This is a genomic window from Rothia sp. HMSC069C04 (assembly GCF_001812895.1).
Lineage (GTDB): Bacteria > Actinomycetota > Actinomycetes > Actinomycetales > Micrococcaceae > Rothia.
Genome location: NZ_KV810762.1, coordinates 26428 through 41787, shown reverse-complemented (window position 1 = coordinate 41787; position 15360 = coordinate 26428). Strand labels below are relative to the sequence as shown.

Sequence of the window (15360 nt, the reverse complement as noted above, 5' to 3'; positions counted from 1 at the left end):
CACGGGTGCGGGGCCGGACGGCGGCTAATGAAACACGACGCGGTGGTTGGGACGCGCCGGGTGGAACTTACTCGCGGCCCTTGTCACGGTGCTGAACATTCACGTTCAGCTCACCGAAAGCAGAGAGACGACGAGCCAGTTCCTCCGTCACAGCCACGGAACGGTGCTTACCACCGGTGCAGCCAATTGCGATGGTGGCGTAGTACTTGCCCTCACGGCGGTAGCCCTCAAGCACGGGGCGAAGAGCCGCAAGATAGTTGCTGATGAACTCCTCGGTGCCTGCGTGCTCCAGCACGTAGTCGCGCACCGGGGCGTCCTGACCGGTCAGGGGGCGCAGCTCCGGAACCCAGTGCGGGTTCGGGATGAAACGCATATCAGCCATGTAGTTAGCGTCCGAAGGCGCACCGTACTTGAAGCCGAAGCTCATCACGGTCAGGTTCAGCTTCTTATCCGCACCCTCAGCAAACATTTCACGCACGGTACGAGCCAGCTCGTGAACATTCATGCCGGTGGTGTCAATGGTGCGGTCAGAAGCGAGGCGCAGACCTTCAAAGAGAGTGCGTTCAGCGCGGATACCGTCGAGGACGCGGCCCTCACCCTGCAGCGGGTGCGGGCGGCGCTGAGCCTCGTAGCGGGCAATAATGGTTTCGTCCTTGGCGTCAAGGAAGAGCATGGAGAAGTCAATATCGGACTTGCGCAGAGTCTCAATCGCAGCGGGAAGATCGGAGAACAGTGCGCGGGCGCGAACGTCAATGCCGAGCGCCACCTTCGGAACTCGTGCACCGTCGCGGGTCACCAGCTCAGCCAGGGAACCGAGCATCTGCGGCGGGATGTTATCGATAACGTACCAGCCCTCATCCTCCAACACATTTGCGACAGTGCTGCGGCCTGCACCGGAAATACCGGTGATCACCAGAATCTGAGGGCGCGCCTCACTCTGGGCGGACTGTACCGTGGCGGGCTTGCTCTGGTTCTCGGGCATGGTGCTTCTTCCCCTTCAACGCGAAATACTCTCTATGCCATGATACAAGACCTTTATCTGACGGTTCGGGGGTACGGTCAGAAATTTCACCAGCATGACAGAAATATACGCCGCTCCCCCCGGCGGAACCCCAGAAGAAAGAAACCCGCATCACAAGTGCTTGCGCATAATGCTCTCCAAAGGATGAGTAGATGGAGGCGCTGGCAGCCTCCCAGCGGGTACAGCAAAGCCCGCACGATACCTCCCACAGGAAGTACCGCACGGGCTCCACACTATAAACGCTCCGAATACTTTACGCGGATACGCCAGGTTGCCTTATGTAGAAAACTCAGGCAGAAAGTTCAGGCAGGAAAGCCGCCACATGCTCCAGCAGACGCACCGACAGCTCCTTCTTCGAACCGGAGAACACCGGCGCCTCATCATTCAGGGTCGACAGCAACGTAATCGTGTTATCGTCCGTGCCGAAACCACGATTCACACCCACCGTATTGACCGCCAAGAAATCCGTGCCCTTACGCTGCAGCTTCTCACGACCCAGCTCCAACGGAGTCTTCTCCGCCGAACCGGTCTCCGCCGCAAAACCAACAATAAGCTTCGGACCGAGGGGGCTCTCCCCCGCCTCACGAGCCTGCTGGCGGCGCACCACGACCTCACGCAGAATATCCGGGTTGCGTACCAGCTGAATCACCGGCGCATCCTCAGAATCGGCGCTCTTCTTAATCTTGAACTCGGCAAACTCGGCGGGCCTAAAATCAGCCACCGCCGCAGACATGATCAGCACATCCGCCGCCGCGCTCACCCCAAGGGTTGCCTCACGCAGCTCCAGGGCGCTCACTACGCGGGTCACCTGCACACCCTCCGGCGCGGGAACCTCAAGGTTCGCACCGATCAGGTGCACGGTCGCGCCCAGGTCGCGTGCCGCCTCCGCGAGCGCCACACCCTGCTTGCCGGTCGAACGGTTGCCGAGGAATCGGACCGGGTCCAGCGCCTCACGGGTGCCGCCAGCGGTAATGACCACGAGGCGACCGGCCAGAGGACCACGCAGCGATTCGGATGCGCCAGTTGCCTGGCTGGGTTCATCCTGGCCCGAATCACCCTGACCCAGCAGCGCCGAAGTCAGCGTCGCCGCACGCGCCGCCGCCATACGCTCCTGCTCCGTGCCCGTGTACAGGGGCTCAGTCGGCGCGTAACCGGGCGTGTACACCGGGTGCACCTGACCCTTCGGGAAGCGGGCAATCACATCCAGCGCCACCGCGAAAATATCCTCCGGCTCAGGCATGCGACCCGGACCAGAATCCGGGCCCGTCAAACGCCCAATCGCAGGCTCAATCACGTGATAACCCCACGAACGCAGCGTCTGCACATTCGCCTGAGTCGCCGGATGCTCCCACATCTGGGTGTGCATCGCCGGCGCCAAAATCACCGGGGCATGCGTCGTCAACACCGTAGAGGACAGCAGATCATCCGCACGACCAGCCGCCAAACGAGCCAGCAAATCAGCGGTCGCCGGTGCAATCACCACAGCGTCAGCCTGCTCGGCCTGACGCACGTGGTTCACCTCCGGCACGCGGTCAAACACGTCCGTTGAGACGGGGTTGCCGCTCAGCGCCTCCAGAGTGGGAACACCCACGAACTTCGTCGCGTTCGGGGTGGGCATGGCGATCACCTCGTCGCCGTTCTTCGCAAAAAGACGAAGGAGCATCGCCGCCTTATACGCGGCAATGCCCCCTCCAATACCAACGATAATGCGCATGGTACGTCAAAGAATCCTTGTAAAAAGCAGATTACTCAGCGGACTCGTCGAGGATAACCTCTTCGATAGCAATAACCTCTTCGCTACCTGCGGGGATATACTCCTCCTCGATAGCGCCAGAAAACTCAGCCGCGCTGAAATCGATCACAGCGGACAGATCCTCGGGAACCGGGTAACCGTCCTCATCGAACTTAGCGTCCGGGCGGTGCTCCGCCACAACACGGTCAGCAATGATTTCACGCATTGCTACCGACAGGGACTTCTCGTTCGACTCAGCGTCAACCAGCGGGCCAACGTGCGCAGCAGTATTGTCCTGCAGGTTAGCGTAGTACGCGTTAATCTGGCGTGCACGGCGGGCACCGAAAATCACCAGGCCGTACTTGGACTCCGCCTTCTCAATCAGCGCGTCAGCGCTGGGGCTCACGATGCCCTCGGGAGCGACACCGTCAACGAAGTTGTAGTCCTCGTGTTCCTTGATTTCGTTTGCCACTAAAAACTCCAAATAGCTTGATGGAATGTACGTACCGAACGCCCCCGCACACCGTTCGCGCTATGGCGCAAACCGGGCACACTGAGGGCACGGTCAAAACTAAAGAACTATTCTACCCTCTCAACGGCTAAAACGCACGTACCAGCCTATATAAAAAGGTGGGGGCCCGAAGAAAACTCTTCGAAACCCCCACCTTTCACAACGCCTCACGGCAGAACTACAGGTCGGAAGAAACTCTAGCCCCACCGCAAACGCAAAGCATGCAGATTAGGCGGCGCCAATCAGCTCAGCAATCTCCTTCGCTGCACGCTCAACAGAGTCGTTGACGACCGTGACGTCAAATTCCTTCTCAGCAGCCAACTCAACCTTCGCGGTTTCAAGGCGACGAGCTTGCTCCTGCTCACTCTCGGTACCTCGACCCACCAGACGCGACACCAGCTCATCCCAGCTCGGAGGAGCCAAGAAAATCAGGCGAGCATCAGGCATGGTCTCGCGAATCTGGCGAGCACCCTGCAGGTCAATCTCAAGAATCACCGGGCGGCCAGCGTCCAGAGCCTCCTGAACCTTAGCGCGCGGAGTACCGTACTTGTTCTTACCGTGCACCACAGCGTACTCAAGCATCTGACCGTCAGCAATCATCTGGTCAAACTCTTCCATCGAAACGAAATAGTAGTGAGTACCGTCAACCTCACCGGGGCGAGGATCACGAGTGGTAGCGGAAACAGAGAACCACACGTTCGGGTAGTTCTCACGAATGTACTGGCACACCGTACCCTTGCCAACAGCAGTGGGGCCAGCCAGTACGGTGAGAGTCGGCTGAGACATAGCTTCCTTACTGTGCCTTCATCGGCTGAAGGCACGATGTGTTAGGACTGAGAAGATTCAGGAGGCAGAGTATTAGTCCTGCGACGTGCACGGTTCAAATACCGCGAATTACGGTTGAAGTACTCCACCATCTTGCGACGCTGGTGTACACCCAGGCCGCCAAGGCGGCGAGTCGGTGCAATATGAAGTTCTTCAATGATGCGTTCAGCTCGAACGGCACCAATGCCCGGAAGTGCGCGCAGCATCTGCCCCACCGGCATTTTAGCCAGTGCAGGGTCGGAATCGACCATATCGAGCACCTGACGCACGGAAAGTTCACGGTCACTCAGTGCACGCTTAATTTCCTGGCGGTGTGCTCGGGCAAGTACTGCCTTCTCGCGGGCGGAGGCGCGCGCATCCTCAGTTAGCGGAGTCAGCGGCATGGTTGGGTCCCCCATTTCTGCGAGTTATAGAATTTTACTTATCAACTAATGTAACACGGATGACACGAGAATCCTCGTTCCACCCGCGGCACTCACCCTCGCACCAACAATGCGTCTACGCACGTCAGCACGTAAATATCAGGGAGTACCCCTATAGCATAGCGGAGTATTCGCCCTATCAAAAGTGGAACCACGCACGCACCTCAAAGAGCAGGCGCACTCCCCCACTACAGAGGTGAGCAAACTCGCATCGGCGCGAGCGGGCAGTGGCAAAATTATGCATGCGGATGTACCCAAAAATTGCGATAAAACAGGCGCACACAGGAGGTACGCAAAAGGGGCGCACACCCCGAGCAGATCCTCAACAGAATCCACCCGGAGCACACGCCCCTCTCACACAACACGCGAACTATGCGCCGCGAGCCGCCAACAGGTCATCACGAGCCGCCTGCGCAGCCTGAGCCAAACCCTCAACCGACGGGCCAGCAGCCAGTACGCCACGGCTGGAATTCACCAACACCTGCGACTCAACGCCCGCAAACACGCGGTACAGATCAGCCGCCGAAGCGCCCTGCGCACCATAACCCGGCGACAGAATCGGGCCGTTGAACACGCTCAGGTCAATACCCAAATCAACCAGCGCCTGACCAACAGTCGCGCCAACCACCAGACCGCACGGGCCCATCTGCTCCCACTGGCGGGAAGCATTCTCAGCGGTAGCCGCAGCGATAATACGCTTAGCCACAGCGCCCCCAGACTCGCCAGAATGACCAGACTCCGACGCGCCCACGTGCTGAACGCTCTTACCCTCAGGGTTCGAGGTCAACGCCAACACGAACGTGCCGCGGTCATTCTCATCAGCCAAATCCAGCGCCGGACGCAGCGACTCAAAGCCCAGATACGGGCTCAAAGTCACCGAATCGGTACCCAGCGGCGAAGACGAGCCGAGCCACGCATCCGCGTACGCCTTCATGGTCGAACCAATATCGCCGCGCTTAGCGTCAGCAACAATCAGCACACCATCAGCGGCAGCGCGGGCAAACAGCGCCTCCAGCACAGCAAGACCAGCCGAACCGTGACGCTCAAACAACGCCACCTGAGGCTTCAACGCCGCCGCAAACGGGGCGCAACCCTCATAGACCGCCTCAGTAAAAACAGCCAGACCGGCAGCAGAATCCTCAAGACCCCACTGCTCCAGCAGGTTCGGATGCGGGTCAATACCCACACACAGCGGGCCGCGCTCCGCCATCGCCTTCGCCAGACGATCACCAAAAGCAGCGGACATTACGCCTCGCCACCCTCAGAACGAGCATCCACAGCGGCAGCCAGCTGAACGCCGTGCTCCTGCAGGCTCATGATGTCCCAGCTGTGCTCACGCAGAGCATTAATCGCCTGAACAGCCGCAGCGAACTCAGAAATGGTGGTCATGACCGGGCAGCCCACCGAAACAGCAGCAGCACGAATCTCGTAACCATCGCTACGAGCAGCACCACCGGCAGGGGTGTTCAGAATCAGGTCAATGTCACCGTTGCGGACCATGTCCACAATCGAGTGGTCGCCATTCGCCTCAGCGAACTTCGAAGCCACAATCACCGAGTTCAGGCCGTTACGACGCAGAACCTCAGCGGTACCACCGGTCGAAACAATCTCAAAGCCCAGCGACTCCAGCATCTTCGCGTAAATAATGACGTTACGCTTATCGTGGTTAGCCACCGAAATGAACACCTTACCGGAGGTCGGCAGCGGCGAACCGGCGCCAGCCTGAGCCTTAGCGAACGCGGTGTCATAGTGCTTATCCAGACCCATGACCTCACCGGTCGAACGCATCTCCGGGCTCAGCAGCGAATCCACCACAACACCCTCGGGGGTGCGGAAACGAGCGAACGGCAGAACCGCAGCCTTCACAGCAATCGCGGTCTCCTCCGGCAGAGATGCGCCATCCATGTTCGACGGCAGGTAACCCTCAGCCTTCAGCTCAGCAATGCTCTTGCCCAGACCAATCAGCACAGCAGCCTTAGCCATCTGCACGCCGGTAGCCTTCGACACGAACGGAACGGTACGGGACGCACGCGGGTTCGCCTCAATCACGTACAGGTTCTCAGACACGTACGCGAACTGAATGTTAATCAGGCCGCGCACACCGGTGCCGCGAGCAATCTTCTCGGTAGCGTCCTTCACCTTCGCGATGATGTCCGGGCCGAGAGTAATCGGAGGCAGAGTACAGGAGGAGTCACCCGAGTGAATACCGGCTTCCTCAATGTGCTCCATGACGCCGCCCAAGTACAGCTCCTCGCCGTCGAACAGGGCGTCAACGTCAATCTCGATAGCGTCCTCAAGGAACTTATCAATCAGAGCAGGCTGCGAAGGCGAAACCTCGGTAGCGTTCTCCAGGTAGCGGGCCAGGTTCGCCTCATCGTAGACGATTTCCATGCCGCGGCCGCCCAGCACGTACGAGGGGCGAACCAGAACCGGGTAACCGATTTCGTCGGCGATGCGCTTAGCGCCCTCGAAGGTGAACGCGGTGCCGTTCTTGGGCGAAATCAGGCCGCCCTCCTCCAGCACGCGGGAGAACTCGCCGCGGTCCTCGGCCAGGTCGATGGCCTCGGGGGTGGTGCCCAGAATCGGCACGCCCGCATCCTTCAGGGCACGAGCCAGCTTCAGCGGGGTCTGGCCACCGAGCTGCACGAACACGCCCTTCAGGCCGCCGGTACGACGCTCCGACTCAACGATCTCGAGCACGTCCTCAAGGGTCAGCGGCTCAAAGTACAGGCGAGTCGAAATATCGTAGTCAGTCGAAACAGTCTCAGGGTTGCAGTTGACCATGACGGTCTCGTAACCGAGCGAGCGCAGCACCAGCGAAGCGTGCACACAGGAGTAGTCAAACTCAATACCCTGACCGATACGGTTCGGGCCCGAACCCAGAATCATAATCGAGGGCTTCTCGTGGTGCGCAACCTCATCCTCCAGGTCGTAGGAGGAGTAGTGGTACGGAGTGAACGCCTCAAACTCGGCTGCACAGGTGTCAACAGTCTTGAAGACCGGGCGGATACCCAGAGCGTGGCGAACACCGCGCACAACATCCTCAGAAGAGCCGATAATCTCAGCAATCTGAGCGTCCGAGAAACCGTGACGCTTAGCCAGCTTCAAAGTCTCCGGGTCAAGGTTGTCACGCTTAGCGTGAACCACGCCGGCAACCTCATTCAGCAGCACCAGCTGATCCAGGAACCACGGGTCAATCTTGGTAGCCTCGTGCAGCTGCTCCACGGTAGCACCGGCCAGCAGAGCCTGCTGAACCTGGTAAATACGCTGAGTGGTCGGAACCTTAGTCTTCTCAATCAGCTCAGCCAGCTCAGCCTCAGACAGGGACAGCGGCTTGAACGAGAAGGACGCGCCCTTCTGCTCCAGCGAACGCATCGCCTTCTGCAGAGCCTCAGTGAAGTTACGGCCCAGAGCCATAGCCTCGCCAACACTCTTCATGGTGGTGGTCAGGGTCGGGTCAGCAGCCGGGAACTTCTCAAACGCGAAGCGCGGAACCTTCACAACCACGTAGTCGAGGGTCGGTTCGAAGGACGCCGGGGTCTTCTGGGTGATATCGTTCGGAATCTCATCCAGGGTGTAACCCAAGGACAGCTTGGTCGCAATCTTCGCAATCGGGAAGCCGGTAGCCTTCGACGCGAGCGCCGAGGAACGAGACACGCGCGGGTTCATCTCAATGACGATGATGCGGCCGGTCTTCGGGTCAATCGCGAACTGGATGTTACAACCACCGGTGTCCACGCCAACCTCACGAATCACGTTGATCGCGATGTCGCGCAGCTTCTGGAACTCACGGTCGGTCAGAGTCAGTGCGGGTGCCACGGTGATGGAGTCACCGGTGTGCACGCCCACGGGGTCGAAGTTTTCGATGGAGCAGACGACCACGACGTTGTCGTTGGTGTCACGCATCATCTCCAGCTCGTATTCCTTCCAGCCGAGGATGGACTCCTCCAGCAGGACCTCGCTGGTCGGCGAGTACTGAATACCGGCACCGGCAATACGGTAGAGGTCTTCCTCGTTGTACGCCATACCAGAGCCGAGACCACCCATGGTGAAGGAGGGGCGGACCACCATCGGGTAGCCCAGCTCCTTAGCGGCTTCCAGCGCCTCCGGCATGGAGTGAACAATCACCGAGCGGGCCGACTCGCCGCCGGCGCGCTCCACCACGCCCTTGAATGCCTCACGGTCCTCACCGAGGTTAATCGCCTCAATGTTCGCGCCGATCAGCTCAACATTGTACTTGGCGAGCACGCCGCGCTCATCCAGGGAGATAGCCGCGTTCAGCGCGGTCTGACCACCCAGGGTCGGCAGGATTGCGTCCGGCTTTTCCTTCTCGATAATCTTCTCAATCACCTCGGGGGTGATGGGTTCAATGTAGGTGGCGTCCGCGAACTCGGGGTCGGTCATGATGGTTGCCGGGTTCGAGTTCACGAGGATGACGCGCACGCCCTCCTCCTTCAGCACGCGCAGCGCCTGAGTGCCGGAGTAGTCAAATTCCGCTGCCTGACCGATGACGATGGGGCCGGAACCGATGACGAGGACGCTATTAAGGTCAGTACGACGAGGCATTTATGCTTCCTTTGCAGTCTTGGTTGCGACCATCAGGTCGATGAAACGGTCAAAGAGGTAGGCGGAATCGTGCGGGCCCGCAGCAGCCTCGGGGTGGTACTGCACGGAGAACGCGGGGATGTCCTTACAGGTCAGGCCCTCAACCACGTTGTCGTTCAGACCCACGTGGGAGACCATGACCTGACCGAACTCGGCGTTCGGTGCAGTCACGTAGTCGCCAATCGGCGCGTCCACAGCGAAGCCGTGGTTCTGTGCGGTGATTTCAACCTTGCCGGTGGTCTTGTCCATGACCGGCTGGTTGATGCCGCGGTGGCCGAAGGGCAGCTTGTAGGTGCCGAAGCCCAGGGCGCGGCCGAGCAGCTGGTTACCGAAGCAGATGCCGAAGAACGGGGTGCCCTTACGCAGCACGCCCTGCAGCAGCTCAACCTGCTCGTCAGCGGTTGCCGGGTCACCGGGGCCGTTGGAGAAGAACACGCCGTCGGGGTTGTGGGAGTAGATGTCCTCGAGGGTTGCGCTTGCGGGTAGCACGTGCACGCGCACGCCACGCTCAGCGAAACGCTGCGGGGTCATCGACTTAATGCCCAGGTCCAGGGCGACAATGGTTGCAACCGGGGGTGCGAACCAGTTGAACTGGTGCGGCTCAACGGTGTAGGCGGTGTCAACCGAAACGGAGTCAGCGAGCTTACGGCCTGCCATCGGCTCGGAGGCGCGCACCTCCTCCAGCAGTTCAGCTTCGGGGCGTTCTGCGTGCTCACCGGAGAACACGCCCGCACGCATCGAACCGCTCGAACGCAGGCGGCGGGTCAGGGCGCGAGTGTCAATGCCCTGAATACCGACGATGCCCTGCTCGATGAGCTCTTCGTCGAGGGTGCGCTCAGAACGCCAGTTGGATGCCACACGTGCTGCGTCGCGAACCACGTAGCCGGCAACCCAAATCTTGCGGGACTCAGCGTCGGTGGTGTTCACGCCGGTGTTGCCGATATGGGGAGCGGTCTGAACCACAATCTGACCCGCGTAGGAGGGGTCGGTCAGGGTTTCCTGGTAGCCGGTCATACCGGTCGAGAAAACCGCCTCGCCCAGGGACGCGCCGGTTGCGCCGTAGCCGTAGCCGCGGTAGACGGTGCCGTCCTCCAGGACGAGCAGCGCGCGGTCCGTACGCAGGGCGCCGGATCGTGTCATGTCAGTCATGCTCTTCTTCCTTTTCTCTGGTGTTCTCCCCCGCTTCCTGTACGGCCTCTACCGTGCAGGTTCCGGGGTAGTCTATGGTGCCTTCGGCGGGTGTTCGCCTGACCTCAGGCAAAATCTATGGGTGTGGGTGCGCAGTGATATTGCACCGCGATATTGCGCCGGGTTTTAGGCTTCCGGTTCTGCCGCCCACTTCTCGGGCGCATCCACAGCGTTCGGGGCGATGCGACGCAGCTCCCGCAGTACCGCCTGCTTGTCCTCGGCGTAGCGGGTGCGGAAGCCAGTCTGCACACGGTGACCGTCCAGGGTCCAACCAATCACGACCAGGCCGTTCTTCTCCACAACCTTGCCCGCCATACCACGGTCGGTGGTGATGACTGCGAGCTTCTTCGCCGGAATCCACAGGTCCTTCGCGCCGTTACGGGTGAAGATGATGCTGTCCGGGTAAATCAGCAGGGTGGACTTGCTCTTGAAGCCGAGCGAATCGAAACCCACGCGGTCCAGCCAGTTACCGAAGATCGTGGTGCTGACGTACTCGCCCTCGAAAGCGGCGTCAGCGGTCATGCCCTCGTAGCGTTCGGGAACTTCCTTGAGGGAGCCGAACATGTTCGCCTGGCGTGCCAGGCGCGAGCGCCATCCGTGCCACATGCCGTAGATGCACAGGGCGACCAGGGCGATGCAGATGACGGCGGTCAGGAACTTTCCCACGAAGGTTCTCTCTTTCGGTTGGGGTCTCGGTCGATAATCTCGGCCTGGGTTGGTGAGGTTGGGGGCGGTGCTCCCGGCAAGGCGGTGGCAGGCGTGAACCTACCACCGCCAGGCACGGTCACCACGTACATTCGCCTCGCGGGTTTAGCGACGCGGGGTTGCCAGCTCGCCGTTCAGCACGGTCGGGTGGCCAGCGTAGAAGGTTGCACGGATCGAGCCGGGCACCTCCATGTCGCGGTAGGGGTTGTTCTTACCCTTGGTAGCCTGCTCCTCCGGCTTAATCACGCGGGTTGCCTTCGGGTCGACCAGCACAATGTTTGCCGGTTCACCTTCGGCAAGCGGGCGGCCCTGCTCGTGGTCCAGGCGACCAATCTTCGCGGGCTCCTCGGAGAGGATGCGTGCCACATCGCGCCAGGTAATCATGCCGGTGTCAACCAGGGTCATCTGGATGATGGACAGTGCCTGCTCCAGGCCGGTCATACCGTTCGCGGCGCACGCCCACTCGCATTCCTTGGTCTCTGCCGGGTGCGGTGCGTGGTCGGTACCGATCACGTCGATGATGCCGTCAGCAACAGCCTGACGCAGCGCCATGACGTCCTCTTCGGTGCGCAGCGGCGGGTTCACCTTGAAGATCGGGTCGTAGGTGCGTGCGGTCTCGTCGGTGAGCAGCAGGTGGTGCGGGGTTGCCTCCGCGGTCACCTTCACGCCGCGGGACTTAGCCCAGCGCACAACCTCAATGGAGCCCTTGGTGGACAGGTGGCAGATGTGCAGCTTGGAGTCCAGGTGCTCAGCCAGCAGCACGTCGCGGGCAATGATTGCCTCTTCAGCGACGGCGGGCCAACCGGCCAGGCCGAGGTCAGCGGACACCTTACCTTCGTTCATCTGGGCGCCTTCGGTCAGGCGCGGCTCCTGCGCGTGCTGCGCAATAACGCCGTCGAAGGTCTTGACGTATTCGAGGGCGCGGCGCATCACGGCGGGGTCGTACACGCACATGCCGTCGTCAGAGAACACGCGCACGTTCGCGGTGGAGTTCGCCATGCCGCCAATGTCGGAGAGGCGCTCGCCCTTCAGACCCACGGTTACTGCGCCGATGGGCTGCACGCGGCACCATGCGGATTCCTTGCCGAGGCGGTCAACCTGCTCAACCACTGCGGCGGTGTCTGCCACGGGCATGGAGTTTGCCATGGCGAACACTGCGGTGTAGCCGCCCAGGGCTGCTGCGCGGGTGCCGGTCTCGACGGTTTCGGATGCCTCGTAGCCGGGCTGACGCAGGTGGGTGTGGATGTCCACCAGGCCGGGCAGCGCTACCTGGCCTGCCGCCTCGACGACCTGTGCATCCGCGGCGTCAATGTTCTCGGCGATGCGGCTAATCACGCCGTCCTCGATGAGGATGTCGGCGACCTTTTCGCCGTAGAGGCTTGCGCCCTTGATCAGGTACTTGCTCATGGTGTTGGTTCCTCTCGTTAGGAAGGTCGTTTAGGATTCGTCGCCGGCGTAGAGCTTGGCGCTGGAGCCGTCGGTCAGAAGCAGGTAGAGCACCGCCATGCGCAGCGCCACGCCGTTGCTGACCTGGCGCAGGACCCAGGAGTTGGTGGCGTCGGCGGCTTCGGTGCAGATTTCCAGGCCGCGGTTCATGGGGCCCGGGTGCAGGATTGCGACCGGCTGCGGCTGTGTCTGCAGGGTTGCGAAGCGTTCGGCGGTCAGGCCCCACAGGTCGGTGTACTCCTCTGCGGAGGGGAAGTACGCGGCGTTCATGCGTTCCTTCTGGATGCGCAGCAGCATGACGGCGTCGGGGTTGGTGGCGATGGCTTCGTCGAAGTCGTGGAAGATTTCCAGGCCGGCTTCTTCAACCCAGGAGGCGGTGTTCAGCGGCAGCAGGGTCGGCGGTGCGACGAAGACGACCTGCGCGCCGAGGGTGGTCAGCAACCAGAGGTTGGAGCGTGCCACACGCGAGTGCAGGATGTCGCCGACGATGAGCACACGCATGCCGGACAGGTCGGTGCCGCGGGGGCTGTCGAGGCCGTCGCGTTCCGCCTTGTACTGGCGCAGGGACACGGCGTCGAGCAGGGCCTGGGTGGGGTGCGCGTGGGTGCCGTCGCCCGCGTTGAGCACGGGAATGTCGGTCCAGCCGGCCTCGGCCAGGCGCTGCGGTGCGCCGGATGCGGAGTGGCGAATCACGAAGGCGTCCGCGCCGATGGCCTTGAGGGTCTGCGCGGTATCCTTGAGCGACTCGCCCTTAGACACGGAGGAGCCAGATGCGGAGAAGTTGGTGACGGCGGCGCCCAGGCGCTTCTCTGCGGCTTCGAAGGAGAGGCGGGTTCGGGTGGAGTCCTCGAAGAAGAGGTTGACGACGGTCTTGCCGTTGAGCACGTTGAGGGTGCGGTTTTCGGCTTTGACCTGCGCCATGTAGTCGGCGACGTCAAGGATTTCGATGGCTTCTTCGCGGGTTAGTTCGCGGGTGTCGAGCAGATGCTTCATGAGAGCCCTCCCAGCTGGATAATGTCAACTCGGTCTGTTGCGTTGTCGGTTTCAGTCAGTACGACGCGCACGGTTTCGCTGGCGCTGGTGGGCAGGTTTTTGCCCACGTGGTCGGCGCGGATGGGTAGTTGCCGGTGTCCGCGGTCTACGAGGACTGCCAGGCGTACGAGGGCGGGTCGTCCGTGGGCGTTGAGTGCGTCGAGGGCGGCGCGTACGGTGCGGCCGGAGTAGAGGACGTCGTCAACGAGGACTACGGTTTTGCCTTCAATGCCGATGGTGGGCATGATGCTTTCCCCTGCGGTGTCTGGGGAGGTGGTGCCGCCGGTTCGCTGGTCGTCGCGGTAGGCGGTGATGTCCAGGGCGCCGATTCGTGTTTCTGCGTTGAAGTTCGGCTCGATGGCTTGGATGCGGGCTGCGAGTCGTACGGCGAGGGGCACGCCGCGGGAGCGGATGCCGATGAGTACGAGGTTTTCTACGCCTTTATTGGTTTCAATAATTTCGTAGGCGATGCGGGTGAGGGCGCGGCGGATTTCGTCCTCGCTGAGGATGGTGCGGCCGACGGTGGTCGCGTCCTCGGAGGCGTTTTGAGGGGTTGCCGAATGGGGGGCTGCGGTTAGATTTCGCCCCTGATTCGCGCCGGATGTGGGTACAGCTGACCCAGGCATAGCCGTCTCCTTCCCCGCCTCACGGGACGGATTTAAAGGTTTTGTGCTTCTAGTAGGGTACCACAGTTCACAGGCTACGTTCAGGTTCGGCGAGAGACCGCTCACGGTGAGGAGGAGACAGCGATGAGGCACGTACCGCATCCCTTATCTGCGCTGCAACAAGCAGGATCTCGACAATATGGACAAATAGTGAGCCGGGGTGTGTGCTCTGTGGATATATGTTAGGGTAATGGCATCAACCGATAACATTCCGCTGAATTCCACACGTTGTTGCGTGGATAATTCGGCGGTTTACACAACCACACACCAGAAAAGAACCAACAATGATGTTTAACCGTAGTTCTATTGCCGCGCTTTCTGCGGCAATGATGCTCACCCTGTCCGCTTGTTCCGGTGGTGCGCAGGTCAGCGCAGAATCGAGCGCTTCCACCTCCGCGAGCGCTGAGTCGGCAAGCGCGGAAGCTTCTGCAACTCCCACTCCTTCGCCCACTCCGACGGGTTATGAGCCCGTGCTGATTCGTGCGAACGTTGATCTGGATAACCCGTCGAAGGAAGCAGCAGATGCGACCCTCAAGGCTGCATACGATGCGTTGGAACAGTACCGACGTGTTTGGAATGCATGGATGCATGGGAGCCTGGAGCACACGAGTGATGAAGAGCTGCTCCGATACGTGGATAAATCCTTCCTGGAAGACACAAAGGAGGAAGTGGAGAATATTCAAAAGTTCACAGAAGAAAACCACGGTCCTATCAAGGGCGAAATTGCCTTCAATAACATCGATCCAGTCACCTATGGAACCATGCACGACGATGGTTCTGTCTCATACAACACCGGCGCAACCATCACGTTCTGTGAAGACTGGAGTAACGTTCGCTCTGCTGAGGGTAAGAAATTTAAGGACCCTCAACTAACGCGACGGGTCTTTGTTCTTCGCCGTTCTGAAGATAATGCGTTTGTTGTTGTCAAATCTGAGACCCTTCATTACGGTTGCGGAGACGAAGCAGACGCTACGAGCGAGGCGACCGCATCCGCTCAAAGCGAGTAGTGATACTAAACGAGGCGCATACCGGACACGCAGGGCGGGGGCTCCGTCCTCAAGGCGCTCAGCGCCGCAGAGGGGGCACTCCCCCGCCCGCGTTGTCCGGTGTGCTTCCAACAGTCACCATTTCCATAGCCGTCTTTATCGGCACAACCACACACCAGAAAAGAACTAACAATGATGTTTAACCGTAGTTCTATTGCCGCG

At 60.7% G+C, this 15360-nt stretch carries 13 protein-coding genes; 1 reads left to right on the top strand and 12 read right to left on the bottom strand.

What is annotated here, in order from left to right:
* Window positions 1-67: 67 nt before the first annotated feature.
* The 12 genes from rapZ to pyrR all read right to left on the bottom strand — a co-directional run bounded on the left by rapZ (window position 68) and on the right by pyrR (window position 14113).
* Entirely contained in the window at window positions 68-982 is a 915-nt protein-coding gene (gene rapZ, locus HMPREF2879_RS07745; protein WP_049341906.1) for an RNase adapter RapZ, read from the bottom strand.
* 328 nt (window positions 983-1310) lie between these two features.
* Complete coding sequence (locus HMPREF2879_RS07740) at window positions 1311-2735, bottom strand: bifunctional phosphopantothenoylcysteine decarboxylase/phosphopantothenate synthase (protein WP_070635187.1); 1425 nt, start codon at window positions 2733-2735, stop codon at window positions 1311-1313.
* A gap of 31 nt (window positions 2736-2766) precedes the next feature.
* On the bottom strand, window positions 2767-3225 hold the full coding sequence (rpoZ, locus tag HMPREF2879_RS07735; RefSeq protein WP_005508713.1) for a DNA-directed RNA polymerase subunit omega: 459 nt from the start codon (window positions 3223-3225) through the stop codon (window positions 2767-2769).
* Between the two features lie 267 nt (window positions 3226-3492).
* Window positions 3493-4050, bottom strand: coding sequence for a guanylate kinase (gmk, locus tag HMPREF2879_RS07730; protein ID WP_005505951.1), 558 nt, complete (start codon window positions 4048-4050; stop codon window positions 3493-3495).
* A gap of 41 nt (window positions 4051-4091) precedes the next feature.
* Complete coding sequence (gene mihF / locus HMPREF2879_RS07725; protein ID WP_005505949.1) at window positions 4092-4472, bottom strand: integration host factor, actinobacterial type; 381 nt, start codon at window positions 4470-4472, stop codon at window positions 4092-4094.
* A gap of 409 nt (window positions 4473-4881) precedes the next feature.
* Entirely contained in the window at window positions 4882-5757 is an 876-nt protein-coding gene (gene pyrF / locus HMPREF2879_RS07720; protein WP_049350069.1) for an orotidine-5'-phosphate decarboxylase, read from the bottom strand.
* Window positions 5757-9077, bottom strand: a complete 3321-nt coding sequence (gene carB, locus HMPREF2879_RS07715; RefSeq protein ID WP_070635186.1) for a carbamoyl-phosphate synthase large subunit — start codon at window positions 9075-9077, stop codon at window positions 5757-5759. Before carB ends, pyrF begins: the two co-directional genes overlap by 1 nt.
* Window positions 9078-10265, bottom strand: coding sequence for a glutamine-hydrolyzing carbamoyl-phosphate synthase small subunit (gene carA, locus HMPREF2879_RS07710; protein ID WP_049327218.1), 1188 nt, complete (start codon window positions 10263-10265; stop codon window positions 9078-9080).
* Window positions 10266-10430: 165 nt separating this feature from the next.
* Entirely contained in the window at window positions 10431-10970 is a 540-nt protein-coding gene (locus HMPREF2879_RS07705) for a PH-like domain-containing protein (protein WP_005508722.1), read from the bottom strand.
* 144 nt (window positions 10971-11114) lie between these two features.
* Complete coding sequence (locus HMPREF2879_RS07700; RefSeq protein WP_070635185.1) at window positions 11115-12416, bottom strand: dihydroorotase; 1302 nt, start codon at window positions 12414-12416, stop codon at window positions 11115-11117.
* A 30-nt stretch (window positions 12417-12446) separates the two neighbouring features.
* The gene (locus HMPREF2879_RS07695) at window positions 12447-13448 is read right to left on the bottom strand and encodes an aspartate carbamoyltransferase catalytic subunit (RefSeq protein ID WP_070635184.1); all 1002 of its coding nucleotides are present in this window, start codon (window positions 13446-13448) and stop codon (window positions 12447-12449) included.
* The gene (gene pyrR, locus HMPREF2879_RS07690) at window positions 13445-14113 is read right to left on the bottom strand and encodes a bifunctional pyr operon transcriptional regulator/uracil phosphoribosyltransferase PyrR (RefSeq protein WP_070635183.1); all 669 of its coding nucleotides are present in this window, start codon (window positions 14111-14113) and stop codon (window positions 13445-13447) included. Before pyrR ends, HMPREF2879_RS07695 begins: the two co-directional genes overlap by 4 nt.
* A gap of 323 nt (window positions 14114-14436) precedes the next feature.
* Here pyrR and HMPREF2879_RS07685 point away from each other — a divergent pair, with 323 nt between their 5' ends.
* Window positions 14437-15159: a hypothetical protein gene (locus HMPREF2879_RS07685; protein ID WP_070543577.1), complete on the top strand. Its 723-nt coding sequence runs from the start codon at window positions 14437-14439 to the stop codon at window positions 15157-15159.
* Window positions 15160-15360 lie beyond the last annotated feature (201 nt).

Coding starts and splice junctions, on each gene's coding strand:
- HMPREF2879_RS07700 (WP_070635185.1), bottom strand. CDS start 12,416: ATGAGCAAGTACCTGATCAAGGGCGCAAGCCTCTACGGCGAAAAGGTC.
- mihF (WP_005505949.1), bottom strand. CDS start 4,472: ATGCCGCTGACTCCGCTAACTGAGGATGCGCGCGCCTCCGCCCGCGAG.
- HMPREF2879_RS07695 (WP_070635184.1), bottom strand. CDS start 13,448: ATGAAGCATCTGCTCGACACCCGCGAACTAACCCGCGAAGAAGCCATC.
- HMPREF2879_RS07685 (WP_070543577.1), top strand. CDS start 14,437: ATGATGTTTAACCGTAGTTCTATTGCCGCGCTTTCTGCGGCAATGATG.
- carB (WP_070635186.1), bottom strand. CDS start 9,077: ATGCCTCGTCGTACTGACCTTAATAGCGTCCTCGTCATCGGTTCCGGC.
- gmk (WP_005505951.1), bottom strand. CDS start 4,050: ATGTCTCAGCCGACTCTCACCGTACTGGCTGGCCCCACTGCTGTTGGC.
- rapZ (WP_049341906.1), bottom strand. CDS start 982: ATGCCCGAGAACCAGAGCAAGCCCGCCACGGTACAGTCCGCCCAGAGT.
- pyrF (WP_049350069.1), bottom strand. CDS start 5,757: ATGTCCGCTGCTTTTGGTGATCGTCTGGCGAAGGCGATGGCGGAGCGC.
- pyrR (WP_070635183.1), bottom strand. CDS start 14,113: ATGCCTGGGTCAGCTGTACCCACATCCGGCGCGAATCAGGGGCGAAAT.
- carA (WP_049327218.1), bottom strand. CDS start 10,265: ATGACTGACATGACACGATCCGGCGCCCTGCGTACGGACCGCGCGCTG.
- HMPREF2879_RS07740 (WP_070635187.1), bottom strand. CDS start 2,735: ATGCGCATTATCGTTGGTATTGGAGGGGGCATTGCCGCGTATAAGGCG.